The 15893-nt window shown below is 64.4% G+C and carries 12 protein-coding genes; 5 read left to right on the top strand and 7 right to left on the bottom strand.

Annotation, left to right across the window (positions count from 1 at the left end; translation table 11 throughout):
* Positions 1 to 12 precede the first annotated feature (12 nt).
* The 5 genes from BO74_RS01030 to BO74_RS01010 form a co-directional block, all read right to left on the bottom strand.
* Entirely contained in the window at positions 13 to 3141 is a 3129-nt protein-coding gene (locus BO74_RS01030) for a bifunctional diguanylate cyclase/phosphodiesterase (RefSeq protein ID WP_496439376.1), read from the bottom strand.
* 132 nt (positions 3142 to 3273) lie between these two features.
* Complete coding sequence (locus tag BO74_RS01025) at positions 3274 to 4434, bottom strand: FAD-dependent oxidoreductase (RefSeq protein ID WP_496439374.1); 1161 nt, start codon at positions 4432 to 4434, stop codon at positions 3274 to 3276.
* Entirely contained in the window at positions 4427 to 5725 is a 1299-nt protein-coding gene (locus tag BO74_RS01020) for an aminopeptidase P N-terminal domain-containing protein (RefSeq protein ID WP_496439373.1), read from the bottom strand. The genes BO74_RS01025 and BO74_RS01020 overlap by 8 nt, the downstream gene beginning before the upstream one ends.
* Positions 5722 to 6402, bottom strand: a complete 681-nt coding sequence (murU, locus tag BO74_RS01015; RefSeq protein ID WP_496439372.1) for an N-acetylmuramate alpha-1-phosphate uridylyltransferase MurU — start codon at positions 6400 to 6402, stop codon at positions 5722 to 5724. Before murU ends, BO74_RS01020 begins: the two co-directional genes overlap by 4 nt.
* Positions 6402 to 7421, bottom strand: a complete 1020-nt coding sequence (locus BO74_RS01010) for an aminoglycoside phosphotransferase family protein (protein ID WP_496439370.1) — start codon at positions 7419 to 7421, stop codon at positions 6402 to 6404. The genes murU and BO74_RS01010 overlap by 1 nt, the downstream gene beginning before the upstream one ends.
* A gap of 109 nt (positions 7422 to 7530) precedes the next feature.
* Between BO74_RS01010 and BO74_RS01005 the strand changes: the two genes are divergently transcribed.
* From BO74_RS01005 to BO74_RS00985, 5 genes are read left to right on the top strand one after another with little or no spacing between them, the layout of a single operon-like run.
* Positions 7531 to 10614, top strand: a complete 3084-nt coding sequence (locus tag BO74_RS01005) for an LPS-assembly protein LptD (protein ID WP_496439369.1) — start codon at positions 7531 to 7533, stop codon at positions 10612 to 10614.
* 10 nt (positions 10615 to 10624) lie between these two features.
* Positions 10625 to 11935: a peptidylprolyl isomerase gene (locus BO74_RS01000; protein ID WP_496439367.1), complete on the top strand. Its 1311-nt coding sequence runs from the start codon at positions 10625 to 10627 to the stop codon at positions 11933 to 11935.
* Positions 11936 to 11937: 2 nt separating this feature from the next.
* Positions 11938 to 12921 carry a 4-hydroxythreonine-4-phosphate dehydrogenase PdxA gene (pdxA, locus tag BO74_RS00995; protein WP_496439365.1) on the top strand — a complete coding sequence of 328 codons (984 nt, stop codon included), beginning with the start codon at positions 11938 to 11940 and terminating at the stop codon, positions 12919 to 12921.
* Complete coding sequence (rsmA, locus tag BO74_RS00990) at positions 12918 to 13697, top strand: 16S rRNA (adenine(1518)-N(6)/adenine(1519)-N(6))-dimethyltransferase RsmA (RefSeq protein WP_496439363.1); 780 nt, start codon at positions 12918 to 12920, stop codon at positions 13695 to 13697. Before pdxA ends, rsmA begins: the two co-directional genes overlap by 4 nt.
* 38 nt (positions 13698 to 13735) lie before the next feature.
* Positions 13736 to 14593, top strand: a complete 858-nt coding sequence (locus BO74_RS00985; protein WP_496439362.1) for an oxidoreductase — start codon at positions 13736 to 13738, stop codon at positions 14591 to 14593.
* Positions 14594 to 14608: 15 nt separating this feature from the next.
* On the opposite strand, the gene xth is transcribed toward BO74_RS00985, so the two are convergent.
* Positions 14609 to 15376 (bottom strand): exodeoxyribonuclease III, encoded by a 768-nt coding sequence (gene xth / locus BO74_RS00980; RefSeq protein WP_496439360.1) that lies wholly within the window; start codon positions 15374 to 15376, stop codon positions 14609 to 14611.
* Positions 15373 to 15882, bottom strand: a complete 510-nt coding sequence (locus BO74_RS00975) for a DUF4124 domain-containing protein (protein WP_496439359.1) — start codon at positions 15880 to 15882, stop codon at positions 15373 to 15375. Before BO74_RS00975 ends, xth begins: the two co-directional genes overlap by 4 nt.
* Positions 15883 to 15893: the final 11 nt, after the last annotated feature.

The raw sequence follows: 15893 nt of genomic DNA, 5'->3' as shown, positions 1-15893 counted from the left end.
GGGGGCGAAAGCTTAGCGATGGGCGTAGGCCTCGAAATCCTCGAGCGGCATCGGGCGGCCGAACAGATAGCCCTGATAGTGATTGCAGCCCTGTTCTGCGAGTTTGAGCAACTGCGCTTCCGTCTCGACGCCTTCGGCGATGATGTTCAACCCGAAATTTTCCCCGAGCGCAATGATCATCCGGGCGATTGCGGCGTCGTCCGGGTCGGTGAGGATGTCGCGAATGAAGCCCTGGTCGATCTTCAACTGATCGAGGGGCAGCCGCTTGACGTAGCTGAGCGAAGAGTAGCCAGTGCCGAAATCGTCGAGGGAGAGACCGATCCCGCGTGCCTTGATCGCGTCCATCTTGGCGACGACGTCGTCGATGTCCTTGACCATGATGCCCTCGGTCAGCTCCAGCTTGAGACGCCGGGGGTCGGCTCCGCTCCGCTCGATGATGTCGAAAAGGCGATCGACGAAGGCCTTCTGCTGGAACTGTCGGGGGCTGATGTTCACGGAGACGGTCAGTTGCGCCAGGGCCGGGTCGGATTCCCATTTCGCCAGCTGGGCGCATACGGTCGATAGCACCCATTCGCCGATCGGGATGATCAGCCCCGACTCCTCCGCGACATCGATGAAAATCCGTGCCGGTACCGAAGCGTAGCGCGGGTCGTGCCAGCGCAGGAGAACTTCCGCGCCGGTCAGCCGGCAGGCAGAATCGACCTGCGGCTGAAAGTGGAGGACGAAGTGTCCACGCTGCAGCGCCTCGCGCAGTCCGGCTTCGAGCGATGCGCGGGCGGAGACGACCGCCTGCATTTCGGGGTCGAAGAAGCGCAGCGTGTTGCGGCCGGCCGACTTGGCCTGGTACATGGCCATGTCGGCGCGCTTCAGGAGTTCATCGGCGACTTCGTCGCAGCCGGAGAACATGGCGATGCCGATGCTGGCCGAGCTGTGATGTTCATAGCCGGGGAAGTGGTAGGGCTGGCTGAGGCTGGCAATGATCTTTTCGCCAACCCGTTCGGCGTGATTGGCCGCGTCGGGCTGCGATTCGCCGAGCGCCTCGAGCATGATCACGAACTCGTCGCCCCCCAGGCGCGCGACGGTGTCGCATTCGCGGACGCAGAGCGAGAGCCGCTGCGCCACCTGGCGCAGGAGGACGTCGCCCTGCTCGTGTCCGAGCGTGTCGTTGAGCGTCTTGAAGTTGTCGAGATCGATGAACAGCACCGCACCACACTGGTGGTGGCGGCAGCTTGACGCCAGCGCCTGCTGCAATCGGTCGGCGAGGAGCTGGCGGTTGGGCAGGTCGGTGAGTTGGTCGAAGTAGGCGAGGTGCCGTATTTCCTCTTCCGCGAGTTTCCGCTCGGTGATGTCCTCGATTCCTGAGACGTAGTGGGTCGTGACCCGGGTACCATCGCGGACCGCGGTGACGCTGAGTCTGGCGGGGAACTCCTCGCCGTTTTTGCGTCGCGCCCAGAATTCGCCCTGCCAAGTACCTTCGCTTTCGATGCTGTGTAACATGTCAGCGAGGAGTCCGGGCGGGTTGCGCTCGGAATGGATGACCCCCGGGGGGTGTGGCTGCAGTTCATCAAAGGTGTAACCGACCATTTGCAGGAAAGCGCGGTTGGCGCGCACGAATTGGTGCTCGGCGTCGGTGATGAACATCCCTTCCCGCGATTCGAAGGCCGTGGCGGCAATGCGCTGCTGTTGCTCGGCTCGTTTCTGGTCGCTGATGTCACGAAACTCGGTGACCCGTACGGTGTTGCCCTTGTAGGGGATGTTCTTGCCGCGGATCGCCAACGGGTAGACCGAGCCATCCTTGCGCAAGCCTTCTGCCTCGTAAGGGCGGTCATGGCCGCTCTTGATGTTGCCCCTAACCCAGTCGCGCCAGGCTGGCGCGATGAGCTGGAGGCCGTCCATGCCGACGAGTTCGTCGAGGGAAAAAGCGGACATCTCGGCCAGCGCCTGGTTGCAGTCCAGGATGGTGCCCTTGTCGTGGATCGAAATTCCACCGAACGAGCCGTCGTGCAGGGCCCTGAAGCGCTCTTCGCTTTCGCTCAGCGCCAGCTCTCGTTGCTGGAACTGCCCAAGCAACTCGTTGAAAGCCGTAATGAGGATGCCGATTTCGTCGTTGCGGGTTACCGGCAAGGGAGGGAGCGCATCTCCGGTTCTCTTGACTTTGTCGAGTGTCCTGGCGGCCTCGTCGAGAGGATTCAGTTGCCGATTCAGGAGCCACCATATGATGCCTCCCGCCACCAGGCTCGCCAGCGCTGCCGCGAGGAGGATGCTCCGATGAATATCGTTGATCGGCGCGAAGGCTTCTTCCGTAGTTAACGTCGCCGCCGCGACCCACCCAGCGGAGGGAATTGCGTGGCTCGAAACGAGAATTTCAACGCCATGAGCATTTTTCTGGATCTGCGTCATTGGGGGGCGTTCCAGCCCCCGGTCCGTGCTCGGGTTGACGCCCTGTGGCGGGAGTTCCTCCATGTCGCGGCGGCTGTCCGTCGCTTTGATGATCAGTCGGGTCTTCGGCGAGATGACGAGGAACCCGCCGGTCCTTCCATAGCGAGTTTCGGTAATCGGTTCAAAAAACCTGGCTTGATCGAGGCGGGTGCCGCCGCACAGTGTTCCGATAGCGTTCCCCCGGGCGTCGCGGATGGGGACAGAAATCACGATAACGGTTGCGTTTACGATGCGCCCTTTAATCGGGTCCGAGACGGTTGGCCGGTTATTTCGAATTGTCTTTGAAAAATACTCCCGGTCACGGTAATTGACACCAAGACGCCCTGTGGAAAGCGGGACATCGGCGATGGTTGTGCCTTCGGCATCGGTTAGCCAGATTCCGGTGTTGAACAGACTCAAGAGAGCGAGCTGTTGCTCAAGACGGCTTTGTAGCGCCTGGTGCTGCGAAAGAAGTGCAGGCCCCAGATTGGCGGCTGTCAGCTCCAGAGCCTTGATTTGATTGTTGATGTTGAAATCGATCTCTTTCGCGACAAAGGCCACTGTCGAGCGCTGTTGTTCGCCGAGGAGATGAGCGATGCCTTCGCGCAACAATCGGCTGGCGTAGAACGACAACGACCAGACCGAGGCAACGATCAGGCAGAGTGTGACGACGAGGATGCGCGTCTTCAGTGAATGGCGGCGGAATGCCTGGAAATCCATCATCTGTTCTTCCTTCGCGCTCCCGGCTACGGATGCGACGTAACCGTTTTGCCCTCTGGCTTTGTTGTGGATTCAGTATAAGCAACACCTGCCGGTTCGACCAGAAAGCGATTGTTTGTCACCCGACGGCCGAATTCAGAACCAGGCGCGGGCGCCCCAGATCATCCGGCGGGCGACGAAGTGCCGGAGCGGCGGTGCGAGATCGAGCGCGAGCAGGCCCAGCCCGCGCAGCGCCTTGAGCGGCGGAATGTCGTTGGAGAAGAGGCGGACGATTCCGTCGGTGAACACGGCGCTGCCCAGTCGGTCCGGCTGCCGGCGCAGCGCGTAGGCGGCGAGCGGCGCCGCCTGGCCGGGGTCGCCCGGGGCGGTGTCGAGCAGCGTTTCGGCCAGTTCCCAGGCGTCGCGCAGGCCGAGATTGAAGCCCTGGCCGGAAACCGGGTGCAGCGTCTGCGCGGTGTTGCCGAGCCAGACCTGGCGTTCGGTGGTCAGCCGCCGGCGCAGCCGCAGGGCGAGGGGGAACGCGGCGCGCGGGCCGGTGGCGACCAGTTCGAGGCGGCCGCCGAACTGGCCGTTGAGCGTGGCGAGGAAATCGCCGTCGGAAAGTTCGAGGATGCGTGCCGCCTTGTCCGGCGCCACGGTCAGTACCACCGCGTAACCCTTGTCGACCGGAAGCAGCGCCAGCGGACCGTCCGGGGTGAAGCGTTCCCAGGCGCGGTTTTCGTGCGGGGCGGCCGGGGTGACTTCGCAGACGATCGCGTGCTGATCGTAGTCGCGGACCGCCACGTCGGGGTCGTCCGACGGCGTGCCTTCGGCGTGTACTACGAGGCGGGCCTCGATGCGCTGTCGTTTCCCTGAAGCATCGATCGTGACCGTGGCTGTTTCCGCCGCTGTCTCGATGCGGGTAACCGTGGCGGGCGCGATGAGCCGGTCTGGCGGCAGCTGCGCATAGAGTCCGGCGAGCAGGTCGCGGTAGCGCATGACGTAGCCGAGCGCCGGGATGGCGTAGTCGGCGGCCTCGATCTGCGTACTGCCGAAACCGCCGCGTTGCGAGACGTGGATGTGCCGGATGGGAGTGCCGGCGGGGGTGTTCCAGGCGCCGAGGCGCTCGAGCAGTTGCCGGCTGCCGTGCGACAAGGCCAGCGCGCGCGGGTCCTTCTGCCAGGCGCCGTCGGCCTGGCGGTCGACCAGCAATACGCGCAGGGCGCTTTTCTCCAGCGCCAGCGCGAGGGTCACGCCGACCGGGCCGGCGCCGACGATGAGCACGTCGGTGTGGATTGTTTCCAGTGCGTCACTCATGGCGCATGACATCCTCGATCTCGGCGACCGTCTTCGGCGCACTGGTATAAACCTCGGCGCCGTCCGGGGTGACGAGTATGTCGTCCTCGATGCGGATGCCGATGCCGTGCAGGTGTTCCGGAATGTTCTCGCCGGGACGGATGTACAGGCCGGGCTCGACTGTCAGCGTCATTCCGGGAGCAAGGGCGATCCACTCGTCGCCGGACTTGTACTCGCCGGCGTCGTGCACGTCGAGCCCCAGCCAGTGACCGGTGCGGTGCATGTAGAACGGCTTGTAGGCTTCGTTCTCGATCAGGTCGTCGATCGTGCCGGCGAGCAGGCCGAGATCGGCCATGCCCTGCACCAGCACGCGCAGGGCGGCGTCGTGATACGCGGAGAAGGGCGCGCCGGGGCGGATCGCAGCGACGGCAGCGGCTTGCGCGGCGAGGACGATTTCGTAGGCGTCGCGCTGCGGGCCGGTGAAGTGCCCGTTGACCGGGAAGGTGCGCGTGATGTCGGCAGCGTAGCCGGCGAGTTCGCAGCCGGCGTCGATCAGCACCAGCGTGTTGTCGGCGAGCAGTTTGTCGTTCTCGACGTAGTGAAGCACGCAGGCGTTGGTGCCGCCGGCGACGATCGGCGCGTAGGAGTGGCCGTCGGCGCCGCGCTTCCTGAACTCGTAGGAGAGTTCGGCTTCGAGTTCGTATTCGGCAAGCCCCGGCCGGCTGGCGCGCATGGCGCGCACGTGGCCGGCGGCGGTGATCGTGGCGGCGCGACGCATGATGTCGAGTTCGTGTGTGTCCTTGATCAGGCGCATGCGGTCGAGCGGCTGGCGCAGGTCGCGGAGCTGCGCGGGCGCGCGCTTGCCGGCGCGCGTCTGCGTGCGCACGGTATTCAGGGCCGCGACGATTTTTGCATCCCAATCCGGGTCGTGGCCGAGCGCATGCCACAAGGTGTCGCGGTCGGAAATCAGGTCGGGCAAGCGTTGCTCGAGTTCGTCGATCGGGAATGCCTCGTCGAAGCCGAAGGCGTCCTGCGCGGCGACGGGGCCGTGGCGGAAACCGTCCCATACTTCGCGCTCTTCGTTCTTCTCGCGGCAGAACAGGATCGCGCGCGGTTCTTTCCCGCCGACCAGCACCGCGACGGCTTCGGGTTCGGGGAAACCGGTGAGGTACCAGAAATAGCTGTCGAAACGGTAGGGATGGTGCGAATCGCGGTTGCGGATGCGTTCCGGCGCGGTCGGGATGATCGCCACGCCGTCGCCGATCGTGGTGAGCAGGGTTTGCCGGCGTGAGGAATACGGTTCGTGTTTCATGCGGGTTGCCTCAGTTCCTGATCGAGTTGGGCCAGCCGTTCCGGCGTGCCGACGTCGACCCAGCGGCCGGCGTGGTGTTCCCCGCTGAGTTCGCGCCGGGCGATCGCCGCGTCGAGCAACGGGCGCAGCTTCATGACGGCGCCGTCGGGTACGTCGGCAAAAAATTCGGGGGCGAAGACGCCCGTTCCGGCGTAGGTGTAGGTCGTGCCGATACGCTCGGCGGCGTAGCGCACTGTTTCGCCGTCGAGGCAGAAGTCGCCGCCGGCGTGCTGCGGCGGGTTGTCGACGAAAACCAGGTGCGCGCGCTTGTGCGCCAAGGCGTGCGCGCGGCGGAAATCCCAGTCGCACCAGACATCGCCGTTGACCACCAGGAACGGGTCGCTGCCTAGCAGCGGCAGGGCATGGGCGATGCCGCCGGCGGTTTCCAGGGCGCCCGGCGGTTCCGGCGAGTAGCGGATGGACTGGCCGAAGGCGCGACCGTCGCCGAGCGCCGCCTCGATCTGGTCGCCGAGGTGGGCGTGGTTGATCACCACCTCGCGGAAACCGCAGGCCGCGAGGCGTTCCAGATGCCAGACGATCAGCGGCTTGCCGCCGGCCATGAGCAGCGGCTTCGGCGTCGTGTCGGTGAGCGGGCGCATGCGTTCGCCGCGTCCGGCGGCGAGAATCATCGCTTTCATCAGAAGGTCAGTCCCGTTTCCACGGCGCGGTTCTCCAGCTGGTCGAGCAGCCGGGCCAGGGGGGCCAGCGCGTTGTAGCGGGTACAGGTGCGGCGCAGGTAGGCCATCACGCGCGGCATGTCCTTGAGATAGCCGTCCTTGCCGTCGCGGTGATACAGGCGGGCAAAGATGCCGAGCACCTTGATCTGGCGCTGGGCGCCCATCCATTCGTAGTCGCGGTAGAAGGCGTCGAAATCCGGGCTGACCGGCAAGCCCGCCTTCTTCGCCATTTCCCAGTAGCGAATGACGAAGTCGAGTTCGCGTTCTTCTTCCCAGGTGATGTACGCGTCGCGGTAGAGCGAGACGAGGTCGTAGGTGATCGGACCGTAGACGGCGTCCTGAAAGTCGATGATGCCGGGGTTGGCAGGGTAGGCGCCGTCGATGACCATCAGGTTGCGCGAGTGGTAGTCGCGGTGCACGAAGACCTGCGGCTGGGCGAGGTTGTTGGCGAGCAGCGTTTCGAAGACGTTGCACAGCGCTGCCGTCTGCGGCGCGTCGAGCGTCAGGCCGAGGTGCTGGGCCACGTACCAGTCGGGAAACAGGTTGAGTTCGCGTTCGAGCAGGGCGCGGTCGTAGGCGGGCAGGACGCCGGCCCGGCTGGCGCGCTGGATGTCCACCAGCGCGGCGTTGGCGTCGCGATAGAGCGCCGGCGCCGTCGTTGCGTCGAGCACGTTCAGGTAGGTGGTGTTGCCGAGGTCGGAGAGCAGCAGGAAGCCTTGCTCCAGATCCTGGGCGAAGACCTCCGGGGCATGCACGCCGGCATCGCGGAACAGTGTGGCAACGTGCAGGAACGGCCGGCAATCCTCATGCTCGGGCGGGGCATCCATGACGATGCGCGTGTCGCCGTTCTCCAGCGTCACGCGGAAATAGCGGCGGAAGCTGGCGTCGGCCGACGCCGGTTCGATCCGCAGCTCCTGTTCGTGATGCTGGCGCGGGAACAAGCGGTTGAGCCACTCGCGCAGCAGGATGGTACGCGGCATGCCGCTTCTCCTCGGGCTAAATGCTAGAATGCGGCGATTTTACCATTCGCCCCCTTACGCGCTGCGCGGGCGGCCCCGTGAGCACTGTGTGACTTTATCGACGTTTCGGATGACTCGGACTGCCCGACGCAAACAACTCGTGCTGATTCTGTGCTGCAGCTTCGCCGGCACGCTGGCTGCCGTGCACGCGGGCGATGCCGTGGCTCAAGCGCCGGCCCCGTTACGTGTTGACCCGGTGCTGCTCGGGTTGCCGCCGGTCAAGAAGGTCGAGCCAAAGGAAGAAACTGCTCCCGTTTCTGCCCAGCCGGAGGCATCGAAGGAGCGGGTCGAGGTCGTCCCGGTGGAACCAGCGGCCGTCGAGGTCAGGACAGTCGTTGCCGAGCCTGAGTCAACCCGCAGTGAGCAAGGGGATGCCGCTCCGGCTGCCGGGGAAAAAGCCCCTGTGGTTCCGGCCCGTCCTGCGGAGTCTTCTCCGGCGACAGTCGCGCCGCAGCGACCCTCCGCCAGCGTTGTTGCGACCCCTGCGGAAAAACCAGCGGTTCCGCTGACTGCCCCGAAACCGGTTTCGGCGCCGGCTTTGCCCGCGGCGAAGGTCTCCACGCTCGAACCGCTGCGCGTCGATCCGGCGCTGCTCGGCTTGCCGCCGATGGCGCCGGTGGCACAGACAGGCGTCGCGGCTACGGGCGTTGCCCCGACACGTCGGGTCGGGGCGGCTGGGGTATCCAGAGAATTCGCGCCGGGACAGTTCCAGTCCGACGTAATCGACGTGGTCGACGATGGTCAGCCGGCACTGGCACTGCGCGCGGTGCGCAAGATGGAAACGCCACCGAAGGACGAAACAGCGCCACGACCGGCCTTCCTCAGCGCGCAGCGCATGTCCGGCGAAGTGAACCGTGAATTCAATGCCGAGGGCGAGGCCGAACTGCGCAAGATCGGTACGGTGGTCAACGCGGATCGTCTGACGTACTGGCCGCTTGACGACGAAATGGAGGCCGAAGGCAGCGTTCGGCTGCAGCAGGGCGAGGATGTCGTGACCGGCCCCAAGATGCGCTTGCGCATCGAGGATCAGGTGGGTTATTTCGAGCAGCCGTCCTATCAGCTCAAGCGGCAGTTGATGGGCGGGGCAACCGCCGACGACCGGGCGAATTCCAGCCAGCAACTCGAAGAACTTGGCCGGCAGTCCTGGTGGAATTCCGGGTTTGCCTCGCCGCAGGCAACGGACATCGCCCCCGGACAGACCCGCGTCGGCGAGAAGCAGGGCCTGGCGCAGGTGACCGAAACACGCGGCGAAGCGGACCGGATGGAGTTCGAGGGAGAAAACCACTATCGCTTGCTGAACAACACCTTCACGACCTGCCCGATCGACAACAACGACTGGTACGTGCGAACGTCCGAGATGCGTCTCGACTACGACCGCGAGGTTGGCGAAGGCGACGACGCGACGGTCTACTTCAAGGACGTGCCGTTCCTCTACTCGCCGTGGATTTCCTTCTCGCTCAGCGGCGAGCGCAAGTCCGGTTTCCTCCGGCCTTCGTTTGGTACCAGCAGCGACAACGGCTTCGAGTTCGAACTGCCGTACTACTGGAACATCGCGCCGAACATGGACGCCACCTTCACGCCGCGGCTGATGAGCAAGCGGGGCATCCAGCTGAACAACGAGTTCCGCTATCTCAATACGGCTTTCGGCGGCGCCTACACCGGCAAGCTGCAGGCGGAGTTGCTGCCGGACGACAAACTGCGCGATGGTGATCGTCGCTACGGGATTTCGTTGCTGCATAATCAGACCACGAATAAAGGCTTTACCGGCCTGATCAACTACAACAAGGTATCCGACGACGATTACTACACGGACCTGTCGTCCGACATCGCGTCGACGTCGCAGACGCAGTTGCTGCAACAGGGGATGTTGACCTACAGCGGCGGCGGCTGGTGGAACACGTCGATCAACTTCCAGCAGTACCAGACCCTGCAGCCGGACGAGGATAATCCGGTTCTCGAACAGTACCGGATGTTGCCGCAAATCACCTTCAACGCGCGCAAACCCGATTTCCACCACACCGATCTGAGTTTCCTCGGGCAGTACACCAGCTTCTCGATTCGTGAACACGAGCAGTCCGGGAAAATCTACCCGGACGGCAACCGGCTGGTGCTTTATCCGCAGATCGCTGTGCCCTACGTGACTCCCGGCTGGTACGTCACGCCCAAATTCGGTGTTAATTACCGGAGCTATTCGCTCTCTGGTGAAATTGGTGATTTCGCTAAATCCACCTCGGTCACGCTTCCGGTGTTCAGCCTGGATTCGGGGATGACCTTCGAGCGTTCAAGTAATTGGTTCGGACGGGACTATACGCAGACCCTTGAGCCGCGCCTTTACTATCTGAATATCCCGTACAAGGATCAGAGTGCAATCAAGGATTTCGATACTGATTTGGCAGATTTCAACTTCGCTCAGATTTTTTCCGAGAATCAGTTCTCCGGTTGGGATAAGCTGAACAACGCGAACCAATTGACAGCAGCGCTGACCAGCCGTCTGATTGAGCCGGATACCGGCAACGAAGTCATCCGTGCGCTGATCGGGCAGCGCTTCTACTTTACCAAGAGCAGAGTCGCGCTCAATAATTCGGCGACGACGACCAGCGACAGCGACAAGTGGGACCGCTCCGACTTCCTCGCGGCGTTCAGTGGCCAGATTCTCCCGCGGGTTTATGCCGACACCGCCTGGCAGTACGACCTCGCCGACCAGGAAACCGAGCGCTATTCGGTCGGTCTTCGCTACCAGCCCGAGCCGGGCAAGGTGCTGAATGCCGCTTATCGTTACAACCGCGTTGAAACGGCGCCGATCAACCAGGTCGATCTTTCCGGACAGTGGCCGATATCCGGCCCGTGGTATGCCGTCGGCCGCTTCAACTACGCGTTCAAGGATGACGGGACTGTTACGTCAACGGGATCGACCAGTGGCCGGGTCATTCAATCGGTTGCCGGCCTGGAATACAACGGCGGCTGCTGGGTGCTGCGCGGCGTGTTGCGTCGTCAGGCGCTTACCTCCGAGGACGCGTCGACCTCCTTCTTCGTCCAGCTCGAACTGGGCGGCCTGGGGCGGATCGGCTCCAATCCGCTCGGCGTGCTGAAAGACAATATTCAGGGCTACAGCCTGATCGGTGGCTCCGGCGAGAGCGCCGCTTTTGAAAACTGAGGTGTTCAAGATGATGCGATTGCTGCGTGTTGCCTTGCTGCTGGTTCTTTTGCAGAGTGCCGTCGCCTCTGCACAGGCGCCGCAGCGTCCCGCCGCCGAGCCGATTCCCGTCGACCGGATCGTCGCCGTGGTCAACGACGAGGTGATTACCCTGCATGAATTGAACCGCGGCCTGGAGCGGGCCGTTGGTCAGCTGCGCCGGCAGGGTACCCCGTTGCCGCCGCGCGACGTGCTCGAGCGGCAGATGCTCGAACGTCTGATAATGGACAAGATCCAGTTGCAGCACGCGCGCGAAACCGGCCTGCGCGTCGATGACACGCAGCTCGACCAGGCGCTGCAGCGCATCGCCGCCGGGAACAAGATGTCGATGGAGCAGTTCCGTGAGGTCTTGCAGCGCGACGGCATTGCCTTCCCGAAGTTCCGCGAGGACATCCGCAACGAAATGCTCATCGCCCGCGTGCGCGAGCGAGAGGTGGAGAACAAGATCGCCGTTTCCGACAGCGAGATCGAGAATTACCTCGAAGGGCAGTCTGCCGCCGGCGCCGGCGAGGAATACGAGGTGGCGCACATTCTCCTGCGCGCGCCGGAATCGGCTGCGCCTGAACAGCTTGCCACACTCAAGGCCAAGGCCGACGAGGTGCTGGAGCGTGCGCGCAAAGGCGAGAACTTTGCGCAGCTGGCGGCGGCGTACTCCGACGCGCCCGACGGGTTGCAGGGCGGAAGCTTGGGAATGCGGCCCATCGACCGGTTGCCGAGTATCTTTTCCGACGTCGTGGCTAGGATGAACGCGGGCGATGTCGGTCCGCTGCTGCGCAGCCCGAACGGGTTCCATATCGTCAAGCTGCTAAACAAGAAGGGCGGCGCGGCGTTGCCGCCGGTGCAGCAGACGCACGTCCGGCATATCCTGGTCCGGGTCAACGAACTGGTTTCCGAAAGCGAGGCGCGGCACAAGCTGGAGGGGCTGTACGACCGGATTATCCACGGCGAGAAGTTCGCCGAACTGGCCAAGCTGCATTCGCAGGACGGCTCGGCGCCCAAGGGTGGCGATCTGGGCTGGATCTATCCGGGCGATACGGTGCCGGAGTTCGAGCGCGCGATGAACAATCTGAAGCCCGGTGAAGTCAGTCGCCCGGTCAAGTCCCCGTTCGGCTTCCATCTGATCGAGGTGCTGGAGCGTCGCGTTCAGGACGTATCGGCCGACCGGCAAAAGGCCGCGGCGCGCCAGGTGCTGCGCGAGCGCAAGCTGGACGAGGCGTATCAGGACTGGTTGCGGCAGGCACGTGACCGTGCCTACGTCGACCTGCGGCTGGAGGAACGCTGACCGTGGCGCCGGTCATCGCCGTCACCTCGGGCGAGCCGGCCGGCATCGGCCCTGAACTCTGCCTGCGCCTCGCGGAGAAGGATTTCGCTGCACGCCTCGTTGTCCTGGCAGACCGGGACATGATGCGTGCGCGTGCGGCGCAGACCGGTTCAACCGTGCGGTTGCGCGAATGGGGCCCGGCGGTGTTGCCGGAACCAGGTGTCCTCGACCTGATCCATGTGCCGCTGGGCGTTGCGTCCGTGGCAGGAAAGCTCGATCCAGCCAACTCGCCGTACGTTCTTGGCCTGCTCGACCGGGCGCTGGAAGGCTGCTGCTCCAGAGAGTTCGCGGCGATGGTAACGGCGCCGGTTAACAAGGCAGTGATCAACGATGCCGGCATTCCCTTCACCGGGCACACCGAGTACCTCGCCGAAAAGACGCATACGCCGCAGGTGGTGATGATGCTCGCGGGCGGCAATCTGCGCGTGGCGCTGGCGACGACGCACCTGCCGCTGAAGGACGTGCCGGCGGCGATCACGGCGGAGTCGCTGGAAACGACACTGCGCATCCTGCACGCTGACATGCGCGGCAAATTCGGGATCGACCGGCCGCGTATCCTCGTTGCCGGCCTCAATCCGCACGCTGGTGAGGGCGGCTACCTCGGCGACGAGGAAATCCGGGTGATCGCGCCGGTGCTGGAAAAATTGCGCGCCGAAGGCATCACGCTGCTCGGTCCGCTCCCGGCAGACACGATGTTCACCCCGCCGTTGCTGGCGCAGGGCGACTGCGTGCTGGCCATGTACCACGACCAGGGGCTGACGGTGCTCAAGTACGCCACTTTCGGCAACGGCATCAACGTGACGCTCGGCCTGCCGATCATCCGTACCTCGGTTGACCACGGCACGGCGCTGGAACTCGCCGGTAGCGGTCGCGCCGACCCGGGCAGCCTCTTCGTCGCCGTCGAACAGGCCATCGCCATGGCCCGCCTCGCCGGATCGCGCCGATGAGCAAGCACGTCGCCCGCAAGCGGTTTGGGCAGAACTTCCTGGTCGATGCACAGGTCATCGGCGAGATTGTCGCCGCGGTTGCACCGAAGCGCGACGATCTGGTCGTCGAAATCGGTCCCGGACTCGGCGCGTTGACCGGGCCGCTACTCGCGCGGCTTGATCATCTGCACGTGGTCGAAATCGACCGCGACATCGTCGCCCGCTTGCGGCAACGCTATTCGCCCGAGCGCCTGACGATCCATGAGGGCGACGCCCTGGCGTTCGATTTCGGCACCCTCGCCGACGGCGCCGGCAAGAAACTGAGCGTGGTCGGCAATCTGCCCTACAACATTTCGACGCCGTTGCTGTTCCACCTCGCGCAGTTCGCCGATCGCACCCGCGAAATGCACTTCATGCTGCAGAAGGAAGTCGTCGAGCGGATGGTCGCGGAGCCGGGAACGGCCGATTACGGGCGGCTTTCGGTGATGCTCCAGTATCGTTTCGTGATGGACTGGCTGCTCGACGTGCCGCCGGAATCCTTCGATCCGGCACCGAAGGTCGATTCCGCGGTCGTCCGCCTGATTCCACGGGCACAGGACGACCTGACGGTGCGCGACGAGGCGCGTTTCGCCGCGCTGGTCGCGGCGGCCTTCGGGCAGCGGCGCAAGATGCTGCGCAACAATCTCAAGGGCCTGGTTGACGACGGCCTGCTCGAGCGCCTGGGCATCGCGCCGACCGCCCGTGCCGAGGAATTGCCCCTTTCCGATTACATCGCCCTGGCCAACGCAGTAAAATAAAACGCTGTTTCAAAACAACGTTGGCAAAGGAGTGATCGATGGCAAATGGCGTCTCGGCGGCTGGCGATAGCCGCGTCTGGTTCATTACCGGGTGTTCCACCGGATTCGGCCGGGAACTTGCCCGGCATCTACTGGCGAACGGCTGCCGTGTGGTGGTTACCGCGCGCAAGCCCGAAGACCTCAAGGAGTTTGCCGATTCGGCGCAGGCGCTCGTGCTGAAGCTCGACGTGACCGACAACGCGCAGGTCGACGCCGTGGTCAAGGCGGCGCAGGAACGCTTCGGGCGGATCGACGTGCTGGTCAACAACGCCGGCCTCGGCTACTTCGGCGCGGTCGAGGAGAGCGAGGAAGACAAGGTCCGCTGGATGTTCGACGTCAACGTGTTCGGCCTCGGGCGCATGACGAAAGCCGTTCTGCCCGGGATGCGTGAGCAGCGCAGCGGCTGCATCATCAACATCGCCTCGCTGGCCGGCCTCCATCCGTTCGCGGGCCTCGGCTACTACTGCGCGACCAAGTTCGCCGTGGAAGGGCTTTCCGGGGCGCTGGCGCAGGAGGTCGAGCCGCTGGGCATCAAGGTCATCGTTGTCGAGCCGAGCGGTTTCCGCACCGACTGGGCCGGACGTTCGGCGGACGAGAGCCCGGTCGTGATCGACGATTACGCGTCGACTGCCGGCGCCAAGCGCGCCCAGTTGCGCGCCGTCTCGGGCAATCAGCCGGGCGATCCGGTGCGCGCGGTCAAGGCGATCATTGCCGCCGTCGAGTCGGGGAATCCGCCGCGTCATCTGCCGCTTGGCAATGCCGCCTTCGACGTGTCGACGGCCTATCTGGAGTCTTTGCTCGGGCAGCTGCGCGCCGGCGAGGCGGTGGCGCGTGCCGCGGATTTCCCGAAAGAGTAGGCTCGAAAGGCTGCCCTAATCGGAGATGTCCGCCGTTACCGGGGCATGATCGGACGGGCGTTCCCGTTTGCGCATCTCGCGGTCGATGCCGGCCGCGACGCAGCGCCCGGCCAGCGGAGGCGACAGGAGGATGTGATCGATGCGCAGGCCGCGGTTCTTCTGGAAGCCGAGCATCCGGTAATCCCACCAAGAGAAGCTTTTTTCCGGCTGCTCGAACAAGCGGAAACTGTCCTTCAGGCCCATCGATTCAAGCCGCCGGAAGGCAGCGCGCTCCGGCTCGGAGCAGAGCACCTGCCCGGCCCAGGCCGCCGGATCATGCACGTCCCGGTCGTCCGGCGCGATGTTGAAGTCGCCGGCCAGCACGAGGTTCGGGTGCGATGCCAGTTCGTCGCCGAGCCATTGGCCGAGCGCGTCGAGCCAGGCCAGCTTGTAGGCGTACTTTTCGCTGCCGACTTCCTGACCGTTGGGGACGTAGGCGCAAATGATCCGCGTCGATCCGACCGTCGCGCTGATCAGGCGCTTTTGTTCATCCAGGAAGCGTGGATTGCCGAACGCCACGTCCTGCAGCGTCTGCCGCGACAGCAGGGCGACGCCGTTGTAGGTCTTCTGTCCGGAAAAGGCGACGTCATAGCCGGCGGCTTCGAGTTCGAGGCGTGGGAAATTCGCATCCTCCAGCTTCGTTTCCTGCAGGCAGACCACGTCGGGCTGGCGGTTCGCCAGCCAGTCGAGCAATTGCGGCAGACGGACCTTGAGCGAGTTGACGTTCCAACTCGCCAGCTTCATTGCGCGAAAACGCCGGAGGGTTTTGCTCCGTACGGTGCCGTCTTCGGGTAGCCGGCCAGGTCGAGCAGGTTGTTCCAGGCGCCCGACTCGAAGCCGGGGAAATGTTGCGTACCGACCGTCAGCCCGGGAAGGAACGACTCGTTGCCCATCAGCTTGGCCGCTTCGGCGAATTCTTCCTCGCTCTTCAGCAGCTTTTCGGTGAAGGGCACGCCGCGACCGTTGAGCAGCGCGCGGGCATTGGCGCATACCTCGGTGCAGTTGGCGGCGGTGTAGAGGGTGACCGGGTACTTCTGAATGGCCTGGCGGGTGGCGAAGGGCAGTTGCCGCTCGTCACCGGCGGCCGGGCCTTCACGCGTTTCGATCAGCTTCGCCCCCGGAGGTGGCGGCTGGTCGGAATACACCGTCCGTCCCGTCGTCTTGTCGATCCACCGGTAGGTGGTCTGCGCCGTGGCCAGTGACGAGAATGCCAGCGCGATGGCCAGCACGACGAAACGGTAGGTGTTCATGACGTTATCCC

The organism is Propionivibrio pelophilus DSM 12018, from assembly GCF_059569095.1.
The sequence above is the reverse complement of the archived record's forward strand: the minus strand, read 5'-3'. Positions and strand labels throughout refer to the sequence as shown.